Here is a 16,552-nt window from a genome sequence, read left to right as displayed (position 1 = left end):
GATATAAATGGTGGTGAATGGGTTCGTGGAGGCATGGATTTTTGAAATAATGCGGGCAGTTGGACGTTTTTTCTTACACCCTGCTGTCTATGTATTTTTAATAAGTAGTATCTTCGTTGGATACTTACGTATGTTACGAGAACGAAAAGATTTTTCTTTTAAAGTTTATGATATTTGGTTTGAACTGCGAACATCTTTATTGGCGGGAGTTAAATACGGATTAATCGTATCTATCATTACGATTGGGCTCGGACTTGTTGTTTCTAAGGCGAGCTTATGGGCCATTTTACTTTGGACGTTACTATTTGGATTAACTGCTATGTATCGATATTTATCAGCGGCTTATACGTTTAGTATTGCGATTGTATGTGTTCTATTATCTTCTAAGCTACCAGTTTCTTTCTTACAGCTTGGAGAAGGTGAAGAGAATACAATCGTATCCCTTGCTATTTTGCTAGGCATCATGCTCGTTGTAGAGGGCTTGTTGATTTCTAAAAATGCAGTAGGATATTCGACGCCGAAGATTAGGAAGGGGAAGCGCGGATTAAAGATTGGTTTACACGAATCAAAGCGTTTATGGATCGTTCCTATTTTTATTCTTGTACCAGGTGACGCAGTAACGCAGTTTATTTCATGGTGGCCTGTCGTTTCAATCGGTTCACATACATATTCTCTATTCCTCGTTCCATTTTTAATTGGATTTATGAGAAGGATTAGAAGTTATGAGCCGACGGAAGCTTTATTATTTACAGGAAGACGTGTGTACGGATTAGCAGGATTTGTGCTTGTTTTAGGAATCGCAAGTTATTGGTGGCACGTACTTGCCATTATTGCAATGGGCGTTGCAATGCTTGGACGTTTTACAATTTCCATGCAAGAGAAAATTGCGGATGAAACAAGACCAGCGTACTTCGCTGCACGTAATGACGGACTCGTTGTACTAGATACAATTCCAAATACAATTGGAGCAGAGCTGAATTTACTGCCTGGAGAAATGATTACGAAAGTAAATGGAGTCATTCCAAGAAGTGCTGAGGAATTTTATGATGCGCTTCAAACGAAGACGACAGGAGCATTTTGTAAATTAGAAGTATTAGATACAAATGGAGAACTTCGCCTTGCTCAAACGGCATTATACGCTGGTGGACATCACGAATTAGGTATTGTGTTTGTTCAGCAGGAGCATGAGTGGGATACGGAAGCGATGTAATAGAAGAAAAGGTATCATCTTGTGGTGATGCCTTTTTTGTTTGTGATGGGTGAGGGCAGTAGGGTAGTAAATGAAATTTATATCAGCGATTATTGGGATATATCAGCGCAACTCGAATTATATCGGCGATTATTGGGATATATCAGCGATTATTCAAATATATCGACTTTCCGGCAAAAAACGACAACTATCGCAAACCTTCTTTTGAAGTTTCATAGACGGATAACTTGAATAATTGTTTGATAATGGTTATCATTTAGAGAGTCTTTTTGATTTTGGAAAATGGAGGGAAGATATGCTACGTAAATTTTTTTCTTACTATAAACCGTATAAAGGTTTATTTATACTCGACTTTTCTTGTGCGGTCGTCGCAGGATTATTAGAACTCGGCTTTCCGCTTATCGTAAATCAATTTATTGATAAGTTATTGCCAGGGCAAAACTGGACGCTTATTTTATGGGCTTGTTTCGGTTTACTCGCAGTTTATATGTTAAATGCAGGCTTACAATATGTCGTTACATATTGGGGACATATGCTTGGTGTTAACATTGAAACAGATATGAGACAGAAATTATTTGATCATATTCAAAAGCTATCATTCAGATTTTTTGATAATAATAAAACAGGTCATTTAATTTCACGCCTTACAAACGATTTAATGGAAATTGGGGAAATTGCTCACCACGGGCCAGAAGATTTATTTATTGCCGTTATGACTTTAGTTGGGGCATTTTCATTTATGATGATGATCAACTGGAAGTTAGCGCTATTAACGTTCTTCGTTATTCCATTCTTATTATGGTTGGCACTTTACTTCAATAAAAAAATGACAGGTACATTTAGACGTTTATTCTCAGATGTTGCTGATTTCAATGCATGTATTGAGAACAACGTTGGTGGTATTCGCGTTGTACAAGCATTCGGAAATGAAAAGTTTGAGAAAGAGCAATTTGCTGTGAACAACGCTCGTTTCCGTACAACGAAATTAATGGCGTATAAAATTATGGCGCTAAATTCGTCAATTAGTTATATGCTTATGCGTCTCGTAACGCTCTTCGTCTTAATATGCGGTACGTGGTTTGTTCTGCAAGGAGAATTAACGTACGGTGGATTTATCGGATTCGTTCTATTAACGAATATTTTCTTCCGCCCAATTGAAAAAATTAATGCGGTAATCGAAAGTTATCCGAAAGGAATCGCTGGTTTTAAGAGATATGTAGAGCTTCTTGAAACAGAGCCAGATATTGTGGACTCTAAAGATGCGATGGAAGTGAAGCATGTACACGGTGATATTCAATATAACAACATTACGTTCGGTTATGAAAATAAAGAACCGATTTTAAATGACATTAGCTTGAAAATACATGCAGGTGAAACAGTTGCATTCGTTGGACCATCTGGAGCTGGGAAAACGACGTTATGTAGCCTATTACCACGTTTTTATGAGCAATCATCTGGATCGATTCAAATTGATGGTATTGATACGAAAGATATGACGTTATCTTCACTTCGTAAGCAAATCGGAATTGTGCAGCAAGATGTGTTCTTATTCTCAGGAACGATTCGTGAAAATATTGCTTACGGAAATTTAAAGGCGTCAGAAGCTGAAATTTGGCAGGCGGTAAAGAGAGCTCAATTAGAAGATTTAATTTACTCACAACCAGACGGTTTAGATACTGTTATCGGTGAGCGCGGCGTGAAACTTTCAGGAGGACAGAAGCAACGTTTAGCGATTGCTCGTATGTTCTTGAAAAATCCGCCGATTTTAATATTAGATGAAGCAACTTCTGCACTAGATACAGAGACGGAACTTGCGATTCAAAAATCACTTGCTGAACTATCTGTCGGCCGTACGACGTTAGTTATCGCTCATAGACTGGCAACGATTAAAAATGCAGATCGCATCGTCGTTGTAAATAAAGATGGTATTGCAGAACAAGGTTCACATGATGAATTAATTGAACAAGGCGGAGGATACAGTAGGTTATACGAAGCTCAGTTTAGTTCGTAAATATAATTTGTACGGAATTAGTGCACCATAAGTAGGTAAAAAATCTCATATGGGAGGTAATAAAGTATGATTGTAACTACAACGTCTACAATTCAAGGAAAAGAAATTATTGAGTACATCGATATCGTCAATGGAGAAGCGATTATGGGCGCGAATATCGTTCGTGACCTTTTTGCCTCTGTTCGTGACGTTGTCGGCGGTCGTGCTGGCGCTTATGAAAGTAAATTAAAAGAAGCACGCGACATCGCAATGGAAGAAATGAAAACTTTCGCAAGACAAAAAAATGCGAATGCAATTGTTGGTATCGACGTGGATTACGAAGTAGTTCGCGAAGGGATGCTAATGGTTGCAGTGAGCGGGACTGCTGTCCGTATCTAAAATGAAAAGCCGTGCTGATGCACGGCTGTTTTGTTATCATGTCGAAGCTTCTATATTTCTTGGGAAATGTGGAAGGCCTTGTCGATATATAGGGAAGACATTAGAGCGCTTCTTTACATTTCCGGATTTTAACTAATAATGTTTTGTATTCTTGTTCGAGAGATGTGATGTCATCGTGATGATTTGGTATGGAAATTCGGCCGATGATTTCTGTTAATTTTGTTTGTAATCGTAATAATTCTTGTGCAGTAACGTTTACAGAGGCATCGGCTGTTCTGTTTGTGTATTGCTCATAATTACCGCGGAACACTCTTGGTTCACTCTCATCGACTTGTAGAATATGGTCTGCGACAGAACGAATGAAGGCACGGTCATGGCTAATGAAAAGTATAGTGCCAGGATATTCTTGTAACATGCGTTCTAATTCTTCTTGCGTCGCTAAGTCTAAATAGTTTGTCAAACTTATTTCAGCTTGTGATTTTTGAATTTTGTATTATAAATTTGTGCCTTCGCCAGCGCCTCAGCATCATTTTGAATTTCATCTAACCCATTCGCATCCCCAATAACATAACCTTCAAATGAAGAACCAACAAAATCAAAGATATATTGGAATTGAGCAATAAGCGGTAATGCTTTTAGCTTTGGGTTATCTCCGCCAACGATGACAACATACATTTTTTTACCTTTCATTTTCTCTTTGAAATGAAGTGATGTATCGCGTAAGCTTTGTGACCAGCGATCAACAAAGTTTTTCATATGTCCACTCATTCCGTACCAATATAATGGTGTTGCAAAGATAATCGTGTCGTGCTCTAACATGCGTTTCGTTAACTGCTCGTAGTCATCATCTACAGGTTGGAATCCTTCTGCATCATGACGTCGGTCTGTAATAGGATGGACTGTATGGTCTCGTAAGTAAATTTGTTCTGTTTCAATGCCCTCTATCATCATATGTGTTAAAGCTTCTGTATTTCCATTTTGTCTTGAACTGCCATGTATAACAAACATGTTATCATTCCTTTTCTTTTGCTTGTTTTAGGAGTGAAACATGTTTTTGCAAATTCGTTTGAATGTTGGAAAGCAATGAGATTTGCTTTGTTACTTCATTGAGTTTATCTTCGTAAAGTGTAAGGATGCTGCTGCATGGATTGTCATATAGGTGCGGCTCTATTTCAAGGCAGCGTAGCATCCTTGCCGTCTCTTCTAAATTTAAGCCGATTTGTAAGTACATTTGAATAAGCTCCACTTTTTCGATAGCACTTTCATCGAAATCACGATAGCCATTTGCGAGGCGCTTCGAAGGGAGTAATCCCTTTTCTTCATAATGTCTTAGCGATCTTTCACTAACGCCAGTTTCTTTTGATAATTCCCCGATTCGCAATGTGTTTCACTCCTTTTACATGTATTGTAAACCTTAACACTAATGTGAAGGTCAATGCTGTTTTTTCGCAAAGGAATTTACATGATTTAAAAATACTTGAATAGCTTTAGACGGAATAAAATATTTGCCACGGACGATGGAGAATGGACGGATGAGTTGTTCATTTGGAACTTTGACGTGAAATAGTTCTTTTGCAAGTAGCTCTTTCCGTACAGTCCAATCAGAAAGGATAGCGATGCCAAGACCGGCACTAACTGCTTCCTTCACGCTTTGGATACTACTGAATGTAAAGAATCGTTTCATTTTTAAATGGTGTTGATGAATAAAGCGGTCGCTATAAGCACGTGTTCCAGAACCGCTTTCTCTTAATACCCACACTTGATCTTGAAGTGTGCTTTCATTTATTTCATTTGTGCGGAGTAGTGGATGGTTTGGCGGGACGACGAGTTTCATTTCATCTTGCATAAACGTTTCAACATCAACGTCGGCGTAGACGACTTGCCCTTCCACTAAGCCGATATCAATTTGATTAGAGCGAAGACTTTGCAAGACGTCTTCTGTATTTGAGATAAAAGTATGGACTTCGACGTGCGGATTTTCATTCGCATAGTTAGCTAGTATTTTTGGAAGTAAGTATTCGCCGATTGTAAAACTAGCACCGATGCGAAGCGTTCCTGTTACAACGTTATGTAGTTCGTTAATTTCTTGTTTGGCATCTTCGTAAAGAGAGAGCATTTGCTTTGCGTGTATATATAATATGTTTCCGGCCTCGGTCACTTGAACGTGCTTCGGGGATCGTTGAATGAGTGTAGTTCCAAATTCGTTTTCTAAGTTGCGAATGTGCATACTTACGCCAGGCTGTGAAAGGTTTAATAATTCCGCTGCACGAGAGAAGTGTTTCTGTTCAACAACCGTAACAAAAATTTTTAAAATGTCTACGTTCATGTAATGAGCTCCTTTCGTTTTTCTTTCATCTTATCATAAGTATTTCTGATGATAGAGATTTGATATTGGTATTAAACTTATTATAGAAACTCTCTTATAATGTAAGTAGATAGAACATGCATGTTCCAATACGATTATTGGAGTGGTTCAAAGTGGAGCAAACACTTGTTATACAAAAGAAGAAGCGGTTTGGATTTTCGCAAGGGATTGGGATTACATTATTAATCGCAATTGTGGCGAAATATTTAGCGGAGCTTCCATTTTTAAATATTATGGGACAATTAGTAATTGCTATTCTAATTGGGATGGTTTGGCGTGCGGCAATTGGAGTTCCTCATGATGCGATTGCAGGGACGAACTTTGCGAGTAAGAAGTTGCTGCGCTTTGGGATCATCTTACTTGGAATGCGATTAAATCTTGTTGATATTGCGAAGGCGGGACCGAAAGTATTGGTTATCGCTGCGGTTGTTATTACATTTACGATTTTCGTTGTATATGGACTAACGAAAGTATTTAAGGTAGAAAAGAAACTTGGGATTTTAACAGCATGTGGGACAGCGATTTGTGGGGCGGCCGCGGTCGTGGCAATTGCACCGCAAGTGAAAGCGAAGGACGATGAAACGGCAGTTGGAGCTGCAATTATTGCTATTTTAGGTACGATATTTACACTTATTTATACGTTATTATATCCAGTGCTTGGCTTTTCTCCGTACGGCTACGGTGTATTCTCGGGTGCGACGCTGCACGAAATCGCTCATGTCATCGCAGCTGCGGCGCCAGGAGGAAGTACGGCTGTAGACATTGCAGTTATCGTGAAGTTAACGCGCGTTGCAATGCTTGTACCAGTAGCGATTTTAATTGGCCTATGGTTTGGAAAGAGTGAAGGTAGCAAGGAAAAAAGATCGTGGCGTGACCTTCCAATTCCATGGTTCATCTTCGGATTTTTAGCAATGAGTGCAGTGCATTCGCTCGGGATTATTCCAGAAGTTGTTGCTGGCTACATCGTTGTTCTTGCTTACATGCTTATCGCAATGGCGATGGCGGGACTTGGTTTAAATGTAGAGTTTAAAACGTTCCGTAAGTTAGGAAGCAAAGCATTCGTGGCGGGGCTGATCGGCTCGGTTTGCTTATCGGTGCTTGGATATGTTCTTGTATATGCGTTAGGATTTATGTAGTAGCATGAAGAAGCTGTTCCAAAAGATATTTTGGAACAGCTTCTTTCTTATGTTTATAGTGCTACGGATGTCGGTATTTGTCGGTAAGTCGATATATTTGGAAAATCGCTGATATAAATGGAGTTGCGCCGATATAATTTCAGTTGCGCTGATATATTTAGGAAATCGCTGATATAAATTTAATTCCCCCTGTACTTTGTTAGAAAAGATGTTCAGTGAAATGTTTTTCTAAAATTTGTAAAGATATCTTTACTTGCAACTGGAAAATATTTATAATTCAAGTAAAGATATCTTTACTTTTGAAGGTGGAGCCTATGGGTGTAAAAAATAAAATTAAAGAATTAAGAAAGCAGCATCATATAACGCAAGTTGAAATGGCAAAAGCGATGCAGGTGACGCGGCAGACAATTGTGGCGATTGAAAACCATCATTACAATCCGAGTCTAGAGTTATCCTTAAAAATCGCCAAATATTTTGGAGTGAAGGTGGAAGAAATATTTACGCTAGAGTAAGGGGAGGAAAAATGAACGATACGAAAAAGTTATTGATCGGTGCGACTTTTGGATTGTTTTTGGGAGACATTATAGTTCATATTATGAATCCGGCTATACCAATTTTACCGCTCGTAGTTAGTAACATTTTAGCGATTGTATTTTTAGTGTTTTATACAAATTACAAAAAGCGTAAGTACAAAGAAGAGGAACTTCCCGATATAGATGAGCGAGTAAATGAAAATATAAAGAAGCATGTAAACGTCTCATTTGTATTCGCATTTCTTTTGCTTATTGTTTATATTGCTGCGAGTAAAGCAATAGGCAGGGCTGTTATACCTGTGCAAGAGATATTTATAATATGTAGTTCCTTATTTGCAGGTAGTCTCATCATAGGAGTGATGATAGGAAAACGAGCATAGCGATAGGAGGAATGAAAAATGCAAGATGAGTTTGAGAGATTTCAGTCGGATAAAGCGTTTAAATATTTAGGGTTGTTTTTAGCGACTAGTTTAGCCATATGGAGTTTGTACAATTTAATCGTTTATGGAAGTGCTGGTATGCCGTTTGTGTTATTTGTACTAGGGCAGTTTGTTTATTTCTTTGTGAACTATTGGCCGAAATGGAGATATAGAAATAGTAAAGAGGCTGATCGTGTATGAGTAAGCAAGAGGTTATACGATTCATAGGAAGTTTGTTTTTAGCGGGGCTTGTTTTAAACGTGAGCTTAATGATGTTAAGTATTTCGTGGAGAACTATTTTCATATCGAATGTAGCACTAGTCATTTTATATGGCATTGCGGAATATAGAGAACAGAAGCGTTTGAAAGAAGAGGGAATACCGTCGATTGATGAGCGAGTTGTGAACAAGATGAAGTCATATTTTACGATTAGTATGACAAGCTTCGTTTTCTTGTTCATTATGTATCTTTGTGTAAATAAGTATTTAGACAGGCCAGTAGTACATGTAAATGAGTTATTATATATTGCTATTTTTGGTTTATTAATAAGTATGGCATCGACGAGTATTTTCGCAACAAGGAATAGATAGAAAAAGGGGAACTGGGATGGGATTACCGGTGTTATGTGTCGCTACAGTCATATTTGCGCTTCTTTGGGGAATGCAAAATTTTTCTCGTAATCCAGTGCCAAGCATTTGTATTATGATTGGTACTGTAGGTTTATCTTATTATTTATTACTATTAGCTCATTATCATAAAACAGCAACGAGCGTTGTTGTTGGAGCACTTATTTTATTTTGTGGGCGTGCTGTACACAAGGGGTTATTTCCATAAAAGCTGTTTATACAAAGAGTATAAACAGCTTTTTGTATTTTTTTACAAAACACTTGAAAGTTACGTAACGTAATCTTCTATAATGAAGGAGAAGAGGTGATGGTAGTGATTTCAATACAACAATTGACGAGAGAAACAGGGGTTACGGTACGTACATTACGTTATTATGATCAAATAGATTTATTGAATCCGAGTGGTAAAACAGAGGGTGGACATCGGTTATATAGTGAAGCGGACGTTATTCGTTTGCAACAAATTTTGTTTTTAAAGGAAATGGGATTTTCATTAAAAGAAACTGCGAATATGTTAGTAAAAGGTGAGCTAGATTTAAAAAATTCGCTTGAAAAACAACTTCGGTTTGTACAGGAGGAACAAAAGAAATTTAATCGAATGGAGCGTGTTTTACAAGCAGTTGTTTATTCGGTAGATGTGGAAGGAGAACTCGATTGGAAAGTTATGTTTGAACTGATTCAGCTTTCGAAGCAGTCTTCTCGTATACGTGAAATATTTCAAAATGAAGTGTTTTCAAAGGAAGAACAAAAATTGCTTCATAATTTGCCAAATATGAGTGAAGAAGATCCGAATGTTTTAGAGTGGGTAGATTTATTAAAGCAATTTCGTACTTTTATGAAAGATGGTAAAGAAGCTGCAAATGATGAGGTACAAGGGGTAACGAAGAGATTAATGCAGAAGTGTTTAGAAATGGCCAATGGTGATGAAGCATTTTTAGATAAGTTATGGGAAGTTAGAAAATCGAAGGAAGATTCACAGAAAATGAGCATGTATCCAATTGAAGAAGAACTTTTATTATATATGGATGAAGCTTTTCGTATATATGATGAAAAGGAGAAGGATAAATGAGTATACTTGCAGAATATCGTTGGTATTTTTTAATTGGGGCAGAGATTGTATTTTGGTTATCGGCTATCGGTTTCTTTTTACTCCGTTACGGATTCCGTTTGAAAAAGGCGAGTTTTATTATGGGGATTGTACTACTCATAAATGAAGTGTTTATTTTAACTTTAGGAGTAGTGGATTACTATCAAACAGGAAAGTTCTCTAACTTTCAAATCATTACTGTAATCATTTTATTGTATGCAGTCTTTTACGGGAAAAAGGATTTGAAGAAGCTTGATATATTTGCGCAAAAGCTAGTTGCGAAATGGAGGGATGAGCCGGCGCCTATTATAGAAGAACAGGTAGAATTAACAGGTATGGCTTATGCGAAGCAGGAAATAAAAAATTGGGTATTGCACCTTAGTTTGTTTGTTGTTGTGCATATTTTCTTTTTCTTTCTGTACGGTCTTGCCCCGGTTGAACAATGGCGTAATTGGTTAGAAACGGGAATTGTTTTAAATAAAGCAGCGAGTCGGGTTAGCCAAGTTTGGGCGATTATACTTTTAGTGGATGCAGTTATTTCATTTTCATATGTTCTTTTTCCGAAGAAGGAGAAAGGGAACAAGAAGCTACTTTCTTAGGGGAAAGTAGCTTTTTTAGTATGCCAATAGTTTTGTATAGGAGAGGATGACAGTAGGAAAAAGAGCTGATTTTAAATGAAGTGGAATCTTAATCAGTGTGGTGCTTACTGTTTGTTCATGCGGAAGAAGATTTGATAAGGAAGGAAGTGTACTCTCCTTCCTTTTTCTATATATTGTCGAAAACTTTACCGAATATCTGTTCGTTTTTTTAGGTTTTTTATAGGCATTCGTGGTAAAATAATAATACAGATTTTTATGAGGAGGTCGGATTTTCTTGGAACGTCAATTTGAAATTGTCTCAGCGTATTCCCCGCAAGGTGATCAGCCGGTAGCTATAGAGAAGCTTGTAGAGGGAATTAATAGTGGAAAGAAAAAGCAAGTGTTGCTTGGAGCAACAGGAACGGGTAAGACATTTACGATTTCAAATGTCATTAAAGAAGTGCAAAAGCCAACGCTTGTCATGGCTCATAATAAAACGTTAGCAGGGCAGTTATATAGTGAGTTGAAAGACTTTTTCCCGAATAATGCAGTTGAATATTTTGTTAGTTACTACGATTATTATCAGCCAGAAGCGTATGTACCACAAACAGATACGTTTATTGAAAAAGATGCGCAGATTAATGATGAAATTGATAAATTGCGTCACTCGGCAACGTCTGCATTATTTGAACGGGATGATGTAATTATCGTTGCGAGTGTTTCGTGTATATATGGTTTAGGTTCTCCAGAAGAATACCGCGAGTTAGTTGTTTCACTTCGAGTTGGTATGGAAAAGGACCGCAATCAATTGCTTCGTGAACTTGTTGATGTGCAGTATGGACGTAATGATATTGATTTCAAGCGTGGTACATTCCGTGTGCGCGGAGATGTAGTTGAAATCTTCCCGGCATCACTTGACGAGCATTGTATTCGAATTGAGTTTTTCGGCGATGAAATTGATCGTATTCGCGAAGTAAATGCGTTAACGGGAGAAGTATTAGCAGAACGTGATCATGTAGCAATTTTCCCAGCATCTCACTTCGTTACACGTGAAGAAAAGATGAAGGTCGCTATTGAAAATATCGAAAAAGAATTAGAAGAGCGTTTAAAGGAATTAAATGATAACGGTAAGTTGTTAGAAGCGCAGCGTATAGAACAGCGTACACGTTATGATTTAGAAATGATGCGCGAGATGGGCTTTTGTTCAGGAATTGAAAACTATTCCCGCCATTTAACACTTCGTCCGGCGGGTGCAACGCCGTATACGCTATTAGACTATTTCCCGGAAGATTTCTTAATCGTTATGGATGAGTCGCACGTATCAGTGCCGCAAGTAAGAGCGATGTATAACGGGGACCAAGCGCGTAAGCAAGTGCTTGTGGATCATGGATTCCGTCTGCCATCAGCTTTAGATAATAGACCGCTCACATTTGATGAGTTTGAAGAGAAAACGAATCAAGTTATTTACGTTTCAGCAACACCAGGGCCGTATGAATTAGAGCAGTCGCCAGAAGTAATAGAACAAATTATTCGCCCAACAGGGCTTTTAGATCCGCCAATTGATATACGACCAATTGAAGGGCAGATTGACGATCTATTAGGAGAGATTCAAGATCGCATTGCAAAAAATGAACGTGTATTAATTACAACTTTAACGAAGAAGATGTCAGAGGATTTAACAGACTACTTAAAAGATGTAGGAATTAAGGTGAATTACCTGCATTCTGAAGTGAAAACGTTAGAACGTATTGAAATTATACGAGATCTTCGCCTTGGTAAGTTTGATGTTCTTGTTGGTATTAACTTATTGCGAGAAGGATTAGATATTCCAGAAGTATCGCTTGTAGCGATATTAGATGCGGATAAGGAAGGGTTCTTACGTTCAGAACGTTCATTAATTCAAACAATTGGCCGTGCAGCACGTAATGAAAACGGCCGCGTTATTATGTACGCAGATCGTATAACGAGATCGATGGGAATTGCGATTGAAGAAACGAAGCGTCGTCGTAGTATACAAGAAGCTTACAATGAAGAGCATGGTATTACGCCGAAAACGATTCAAAAAGGTGTGCGTGATGTAATTCGTGCAACGACAGCTGCTGAAGAAACGGAAACGTATGAAGCAACGCCAGCTAAGAAGATGACGAAAAAAGAGCGTGAAAAGACAATTGCGAAGATGGAAGCAGAGATGAAAGAAGCAGCAAAAGCGTTAGACTTCGAGCGTGCAGCTGAACTAAGAGATTTACTATTAGAATTAAAAGCGGAAGGGTGAAAAAAGTGAGTAAGAGCAAGGATTTTATCGTTGTAAAAGGTGCTAGAGCACATAACTTAAAAAATATTGATGTAACCATTCCGAGAAATCAGCTTGTCGTTGTAACGGGATTGTCTGGTTCGGGGAAATCATCATTAGCATTTGATACGATTTATGCAGAAGGGCAGCGCAGATACGTAGAATCGTTATCTGCGTATGCGCGCCAGTTTTTAGGACAAATGGATAAACCGGATGTGGACACGATTGAAGGATTGTCACCAGCGATTTCAATCGATCAAAAAACGACGAGTCGTAATCCACGTTCAACTGTTGGAACGGTAACGGAGATTTATGATTATTTACGTTTATTATTTGCGCGAATTGGTACGCCAATTTGTCCGAATCATGGAATTGAAATTACATCACAAACAGTAGAGCAGATGGTAGACCGTGTTCTTGAATATCCTGAACGTACGAAATTACAAGTGTTAGCTCCTATCGTTTCTGGGCGTAAAGGTGCACATGTGAAAGTACTTGAAGATATTAAGAAGCAAGGATATGTTCGTGTACGTGTTGATGGTGAAATGCTTGATGTATCTGAAGATATTGCGTTAGATAAAAATAAGAAGCATTCCATTGAAGTTGTCATTGACCGTATTGTTGTAAAAGAAGGGATGGCAAGCCGCCTTGCGGATTCACTTGAAAGTGCATTGAAGCTTGGCGGAGGCCGTGTGTTAATCGATGTAATGGGAGAAGAGGAACTTCTATTTAGTGAACATCATGCTTGCCCGCATTGTGGTTTTTCAATTGGAGAATTAGAGCCGCGTATGTTCTCATTCAATAGTCCGTTCGGAGCATGTCCTTCTTGTGATGGACTTGGTTCAAAGCTAGAGGTAGATTTAGAGCTTGTTATCCCGAACTGGGATTTATCGTTAAAGGAACATGCGATTGCGCCTTGGGAACCGACAAGCTCACAATATTACCCACAGCTTTTACAATCTGTATGTAATCATTACGGCGTTGATATGGATGTGCCTGTGAAAGATATACCGAAAGATTTATTTGATAAAGTATTGTACGGGAGCGGTGAAGAGAAAGTTTATTTCCGCTATGTAAATGAATTTGGTCAAGTAAAGGAAAATGAGATTTTATTTGAAGGTGTTATTCCAAATATTGAACGTCGTTATCGTGAAACGAGTTCTGATTATGTTCGTGAGCAAATGGAAAAGTATATGGCAGAGCAAGCTTGTCCGAAGTGTAAAGGTGGACGTTTAAAGCCTGAGAGTTTAGCTGTTTTCGTTGGCGGAAAAACGATTGCTGATGTAACGAAATATTCTGTTCAAGAAGTACAGGAATTCTTCTCAAGTGTGGAGCTAACAGAGAAACAACAAAAAATTGCTCATTTAATTTTAAGAGAAATTCAGGAGCGCGTTGGGTTCTTAGTGAACGTTGGTTTAGATTATTTAACGTTAAGTCGTGCCGCAGGAACTTTATCAGGTGGTGAGGCGCAACGTATTCGTTTAGCAACGCAAATTGGTTCTCGTCTTACTGGGGTGCTTTACATTCTTGATGAGCCTTCTATCGGTTTGCATCAGCGCGATAACGATCGTCTTATTCGTACATTGCAAGAAATGCGTGATTTAGGTAATACGTTAATCGTTGTTGAACATGATGAAGATACGATGATGGCTGCTGATTATTTACTTGATATCGGGCCTGGCGCAGGTATTCACGGTGGACAAGTCGTATCAGCGGGTACACCAGCTGAAGTGATGCAAGATGAGAATTCACTAACAGGGAAGTATTTAAGCGGTAAAGAGTTTATTCCAGTTCCACTTGAAAGACGTAAAGGTGATGGACGTAAAGTGGAGATTGTTGGTGCAAAAGAGAATAATTTAAAGAACGCGAAAATGTCATTCCCGCTTGGTACGTTTGTAGCGGTAACGGGTGTATCTGGATCAGGTAAAAGTACGATGATTAATGAAGTACTATATAAATCGTTAGCGCAAAAGTTATATAAAGCGAAAGCGAAGCCAGGTACTCATAAAGAAATTAAAGGTCTTGAGCATTTAGATAAAGTAATCGATATTGATCAATCGCCAATCGGTCGTACACCACGTTCTAATCCTGCGACTTATACAGGTGTATTCGATGATATTCGTGATGTGTTTGCACAAACGAATGAAGCGAAAGTGCGCGGATATCAAAAAGGGCGTTTCAGCTTTAACGTAAAAGGTGGACGTTGTGAAGCGTGCCGTGGTGATGGAATTATAAAAATCGAAATGCACTTCTTACCAGACGTATACGTTCCATGTGAAGTTTGTCACGGTAAACGTTACAACCGTGAAACGTTAGAAGTGAAATATAAAGATAAGAACATTTCTGAAGTATTAGGAATGACAATTGAAGATGGGGTAGAGTTCTTCGCTAACATCCCAAAAATTAAGCGTAAACTTCAAACTCTTGTAGATGTTGGACTTGGTTATATGAAATTAGGCCAGCCAGCAACGACGTTATCTGGTGGTGAAGCACAGCGCGTGAAGCTAGCTTCTGAATTACACCGTCGTTCTACAGGACGTACACTATATATTTTAGATGAGCCAACGACTGGTTTACATGCGCATGATATCGCACGTCTTCTAGAAGTGCTGCAACGTCTTGTTGAGAGCGGTGAGACAGTACTTGTAATTGAACATAATTTAGATGTAATTAAAACAGCGGATTATATCGTTGACCTTGGACCAGAGGGCGGAGACAAAGGTGGACAAATTGTTGCTTCTGGAACGCCAGAGCAAGTAGTGAAAGAAGAGCGCTCATATACAGGTAAGTATTTAAAAGAGATTTTAAATCGTGATAAAGCAAGAATGAAAGAGAGAATAAAAGAAGTAGAGTTATCACAATAAGGGGATTACGAAAAACCGAGTGGCAATGACACTCGGTTTTTTGTGCATAGGGGGAGAACATGGAGTTTATAGATGTTTTAAGAAAGAAAAATATGAAGGTAAGAGAGTTTCAAAATTGGGGTGTATATTTTCGGAAGCGTTGTGAGGATTATTTGGCAAATCATTTAAATGATGAAGAAAAAGAAGTGTTTAGAGGGAGAAGAAGCGGAAAACGCGTTTCATAATGAAGTGAAAAAGGAGTGCTACATCTTCTATCAACACTGTGATGAGGTACTGTTAATAAAGGATGCGAGTTTATTACATATGGATGATATATTGTGTGAGACGGATAATATGTATAAAGGGGATATCTATATTGTAGATAAAGATTTCAATTGGACCTTTGTGAAAACGCATGAGCATAGATGGTGTGGGCCTTATTTCGCAAAGAATTGTTAGTAGGTATACAAGCATGAAGAGTAGAATAAGTTGATATAAGTGTCCGTATCATACTTGCGTTTATTGTCTATTAGCGTATGATGAAAGATATATGTTTAAAAGGATGTGTAAGAAAATGAGATGGATTGTATCACTTCTTGTAAATAGCGTTGTGTTAATCGCTGTATCGGGACTTTTAAAAGGGATTGCACCAGACGCGTTTTACGTAGCAAATATACAAACTGCAATTATTGCGAGTATTATTTTGGCTGTTTTAAATGTGTTTGTAAAACCGTTTTTAATTTTAATTACGCTACCAATTACTGTTGTAACTTTCGGTTTCTTCTTAATTGTTATTAATGCGATTACGTTAAAAATAGCAGATTCATTATTAGGAGACGCATTTAATATATCAGGTTTCGGTGTAGCGATCGTTGCGGCAATTTGTATTTCAATTTTTAATATGATTATTGAAAAGGCAATTGTGGAACCTTTATATGAAAAAAAGAGAAAATGACAAAAAGAAAAACATTTCATGATATGTATGAAATGTTTTTTTCTATTTATTAGAAACCGTATTTCTTGTTTCCAGAAAAAAATGGTACAATATCCGGTAGAATGGAATTTTACATCAAATG

General features: G+C 38.1%; 18 protein-coding genes and 1 pseudogene. 15 read left to right on the top strand and 4 right to left on the bottom strand.

All coding sequences use genetic code 11. The features are described from left to right. Window positions 1-7 precede the first annotated feature (7 nt). From MR070_RS15700 to MR070_RS15690, 3 genes are all read left to right on the top strand, one after another. The gene (locus tag MR070_RS15700; protein WP_138320744.1) at window positions 8-1,210 is read left to right on the top strand and encodes a PDZ domain-containing protein; all 1,203 of its coding nucleotides are present in this window, start codon (window positions 8-10) and stop codon (window positions 1,208-1,210) included. Between the two features lie 295 nt (window positions 1,211-1,505). After that, on the top strand, window positions 1,506-3,221 hold the full coding sequence (locus tag MR070_RS15695; protein WP_000944619.1) for an ABC transporter ATP-binding protein: 1,716 nt from the start codon (window positions 1,506-1,508) through the stop codon (window positions 3,219-3,221). Window positions 3,222-3,287: 66 nt separating this feature from the next. After that, the gene (locus MR070_RS15690; protein ID WP_000637523.1) at window positions 3,288-3,599 is read left to right on the top strand and encodes a heavy metal-binding domain-containing protein; all 312 of its coding nucleotides are present in this window, start codon (window positions 3,288-3,290) and stop codon (window positions 3,597-3,599) included. 100 nt (window positions 3,600-3,699) lie between these two features. Here the strand turns inward: MR070_RS15690 and MR070_RS15685 are convergent, their stop codons facing one another. From MR070_RS15685 to MR070_RS15670, 4 genes are read right to left on the bottom strand one after another with little or no spacing between them, the layout of a single operon-like run. Beyond that, a complete protein-coding gene (locus MR070_RS15685; RefSeq protein ID WP_242261595.1) occupies window positions 3,700-4,059 on the bottom strand; it encodes a macrolide transporter in 360 nt (119 codons plus the stop codon). A 2-nt stretch (window positions 4,060-4,061) separates the two neighbouring features. Continuing rightward, window positions 4,062-4,607: a flavodoxin family protein gene (locus MR070_RS15680; protein ID WP_242261594.1), complete on the bottom strand. Its 546-nt coding sequence runs from the start codon at window positions 4,605-4,607 to the stop codon at window positions 4,062-4,064. A gap of 4 nt (window positions 4,608-4,611) precedes the next feature. Then, window positions 4,612-4,980: a MerR family transcriptional regulator gene (locus MR070_RS15675; RefSeq protein ID WP_001219201.1), complete on the bottom strand. Its 369-nt coding sequence runs from the start codon at window positions 4,978-4,980 to the stop codon at window positions 4,612-4,614. A gap of 51 nt (window positions 4,981-5,031) precedes the next feature. After that, window positions 5,032-5,925 (bottom strand): LysR family transcriptional regulator, encoded by an 894-nt coding sequence (locus MR070_RS15670; RefSeq protein ID WP_242261593.1) that lies wholly within the window; start codon window positions 5,923-5,925, stop codon window positions 5,032-5,034. Window positions 5,926-6,077: 152 nt separating this feature from the next. Between MR070_RS15670 and MR070_RS15665 the strand changes: the two genes are divergently transcribed. From MR070_RS15665 to MR070_RS15610, 12 genes and pseudogenes are all read left to right on the top strand, one after another. After that, window positions 6,078-7,100 (top strand): YeiH family protein, encoded by a 1,023-nt coding sequence (locus tag MR070_RS15665; protein WP_044790925.1) that lies wholly within the window; start codon window positions 6,078-6,080, stop codon window positions 7,098-7,100. A 314-nt stretch (window positions 7,101-7,414) separates the two neighbouring features. Beyond that, window positions 7,415-7,612 (top strand): helix-turn-helix transcriptional regulator, encoded by a 198-nt coding sequence (locus MR070_RS15660; protein ID WP_000538359.1) that lies wholly within the window; start codon window positions 7,415-7,417, stop codon window positions 7,610-7,612. An 11-nt stretch (window positions 7,613-7,623) separates the two neighbouring features. Next, window positions 7,624-8,013 (top strand): hypothetical protein, encoded by a 390-nt coding sequence (locus MR070_RS15655; protein ID WP_044790924.1) that lies wholly within the window; start codon window positions 7,624-7,626, stop codon window positions 8,011-8,013. A gap of 18 nt (window positions 8,014-8,031) precedes the next feature. Beyond that, window positions 8,032-8,253: a hypothetical protein gene (locus tag MR070_RS15650; RefSeq protein ID WP_242261592.1), complete on the top strand. Its 222-nt coding sequence runs from the start codon at window positions 8,032-8,034 to the stop codon at window positions 8,251-8,253. Beyond that, on the top strand, window positions 8,250-8,642 hold the full coding sequence (locus MR070_RS15645) for an ATPase (protein ID WP_242261591.1): 393 nt from the start codon (window positions 8,250-8,252) through the stop codon (window positions 8,640-8,642). Before MR070_RS15650 ends, MR070_RS15645 begins: the two co-directional genes overlap by 4 nt. Window positions 8,643-8,658: 16 nt before the next feature. Continuing rightward, window positions 8,659-8,886, top strand: coding sequence for a hypothetical protein (locus tag MR070_RS15640; protein ID WP_000524144.1), 228 nt, complete (start codon window positions 8,659-8,661; stop codon window positions 8,884-8,886). 99 nt (window positions 8,887-8,985) lie between these two features. Next, window positions 8,986-9,747, top strand: a complete 762-nt coding sequence (locus MR070_RS15635; protein ID WP_242261590.1) for a MerR family transcriptional regulator — start codon at window positions 8,986-8,988, stop codon at window positions 9,745-9,747. Next, entirely contained in the window at window positions 9,744-10,364 is a 621-nt protein-coding gene (locus MR070_RS15630) for a hypothetical protein (RefSeq protein WP_242261589.1), read from the top strand. The genes MR070_RS15635 and MR070_RS15630 overlap by 4 nt, the downstream gene beginning before the upstream one ends. Window positions 10,365-10,638: 274 nt before the next feature. Further along, window positions 10,639-12,615, top strand: a complete 1,977-nt coding sequence (gene uvrB / locus MR070_RS15625; RefSeq protein WP_000441048.1) for an excinuclease ABC subunit B — start codon at window positions 10,639-10,641, stop codon at window positions 12,613-12,615. A gap of 5 nt (window positions 12,616-12,620) precedes the next feature. Further along, window positions 12,621-15,497 carry an excinuclease ABC subunit UvrA gene (gene uvrA / locus MR070_RS15620; RefSeq protein ID WP_070807163.1) on the top strand — a complete coding sequence of 959 codons (2,877 nt, stop codon included), beginning with the start codon at window positions 12,621-12,623 and terminating at the stop codon, window positions 15,495-15,497. Between the two features lie 59 nt (window positions 15,498-15,556). Continuing rightward, window positions 15,557-15,935, top strand: a pseudogene (locus MR070_RS15615) (DUF4275 family protein). A gap of 115 nt (window positions 15,936-16,050) precedes the next feature. Further along, a complete protein-coding gene (locus MR070_RS15610) occupies window positions 16,051-16,431 on the top strand; it encodes a phage holin family protein (RefSeq protein ID WP_001267308.1) in 381 nt (126 codons plus the stop codon). Window positions 16,432-16,552 lie beyond the last annotated feature (121 nt).

The sequence above is a fragment of the Bacillus cereus group sp. BfR-BA-01453 genome (genome assembly GCF_022662915.1).
GTDB classification, from domain to species: domain Bacteria; phylum Bacillota; class Bacilli; order Bacillales; family Bacillaceae_G; genus Bacillus_A; species Bacillus_A paranthracis.
This window is presented reverse-complemented; position numbering and strand designations above follow the sequence as displayed.

What these genes read in the sequence shown, in the direction of transcription:
- MR070_RS15650 (WP_242261592.1), top strand. Translation starts at nt 8,032, where the DNA reads ATGCAAGATGAGTTTGAGAGATTTCAGTCGGATAAAGCGTTTAAATAT.
- MR070_RS15700 (WP_138320744.1), top strand. Translation starts at nt 8, where the DNA reads ATGGTGGTGAATGGGTTCGTGGAGGCATGGATTTTTGAAATAATGCGG.
- MR070_RS15670 (WP_242261593.1), bottom strand. Translation starts at nt 5,925, where the DNA reads ATGAACGTAGACATTTTAAAAATTTTTGTTACGGTTGTTGAACAGAAA.
- MR070_RS15630 (WP_242261589.1), top strand. Translation starts at nt 9,744, where the DNA reads ATGAGTATACTTGCAGAATATCGTTGGTATTTTTTAATTGGGGCAGAG.
- MR070_RS15610 (WP_001267308.1), top strand. Translation starts at nt 16,051, where the DNA reads ATGAGATGGATTGTATCACTTCTTGTAAATAGCGTTGTGTTAATCGCT.
- MR070_RS15640 (WP_000524144.1), top strand. Translation starts at nt 8,659, where the DNA reads ATGGGATTACCGGTGTTATGTGTCGCTACAGTCATATTTGCGCTTCTT.
- MR070_RS15635 (WP_242261590.1), top strand. Translation starts at nt 8,986, where the DNA reads ATGGTAGTGATTTCAATACAACAATTGACGAGAGAAACAGGGGTTACG.
- MR070_RS15655 (WP_044790924.1), top strand. Translation starts at nt 7,624, where the DNA reads ATGAACGATACGAAAAAGTTATTGATCGGTGCGACTTTTGGATTGTTT.
- MR070_RS15660 (WP_000538359.1), top strand. Translation starts at nt 7,415, where the DNA reads ATGGGTGTAAAAAATAAAATTAAAGAATTAAGAAAGCAGCATCATATA.
- MR070_RS15695 (WP_000944619.1), top strand. Translation starts at nt 1,506, where the DNA reads ATGCTACGTAAATTTTTTTCTTACTATAAACCGTATAAAGGTTTATTT.
- MR070_RS15645 (WP_242261591.1), top strand. Translation starts at nt 8,250, where the DNA reads ATGAGTAAGCAAGAGGTTATACGATTCATAGGAAGTTTGTTTTTAGCG.
- MR070_RS15690 (WP_000637523.1), top strand. Translation starts at nt 3,288, where the DNA reads ATGATTGTAACTACAACGTCTACAATTCAAGGAAAAGAAATTATTGAG.
- MR070_RS15680 (WP_242261594.1), bottom strand. Translation starts at nt 4,607, where the DNA reads ATGTTTGTTATACATGGCAGTTCAAGACAAAATGGAAATACAGAAGCT.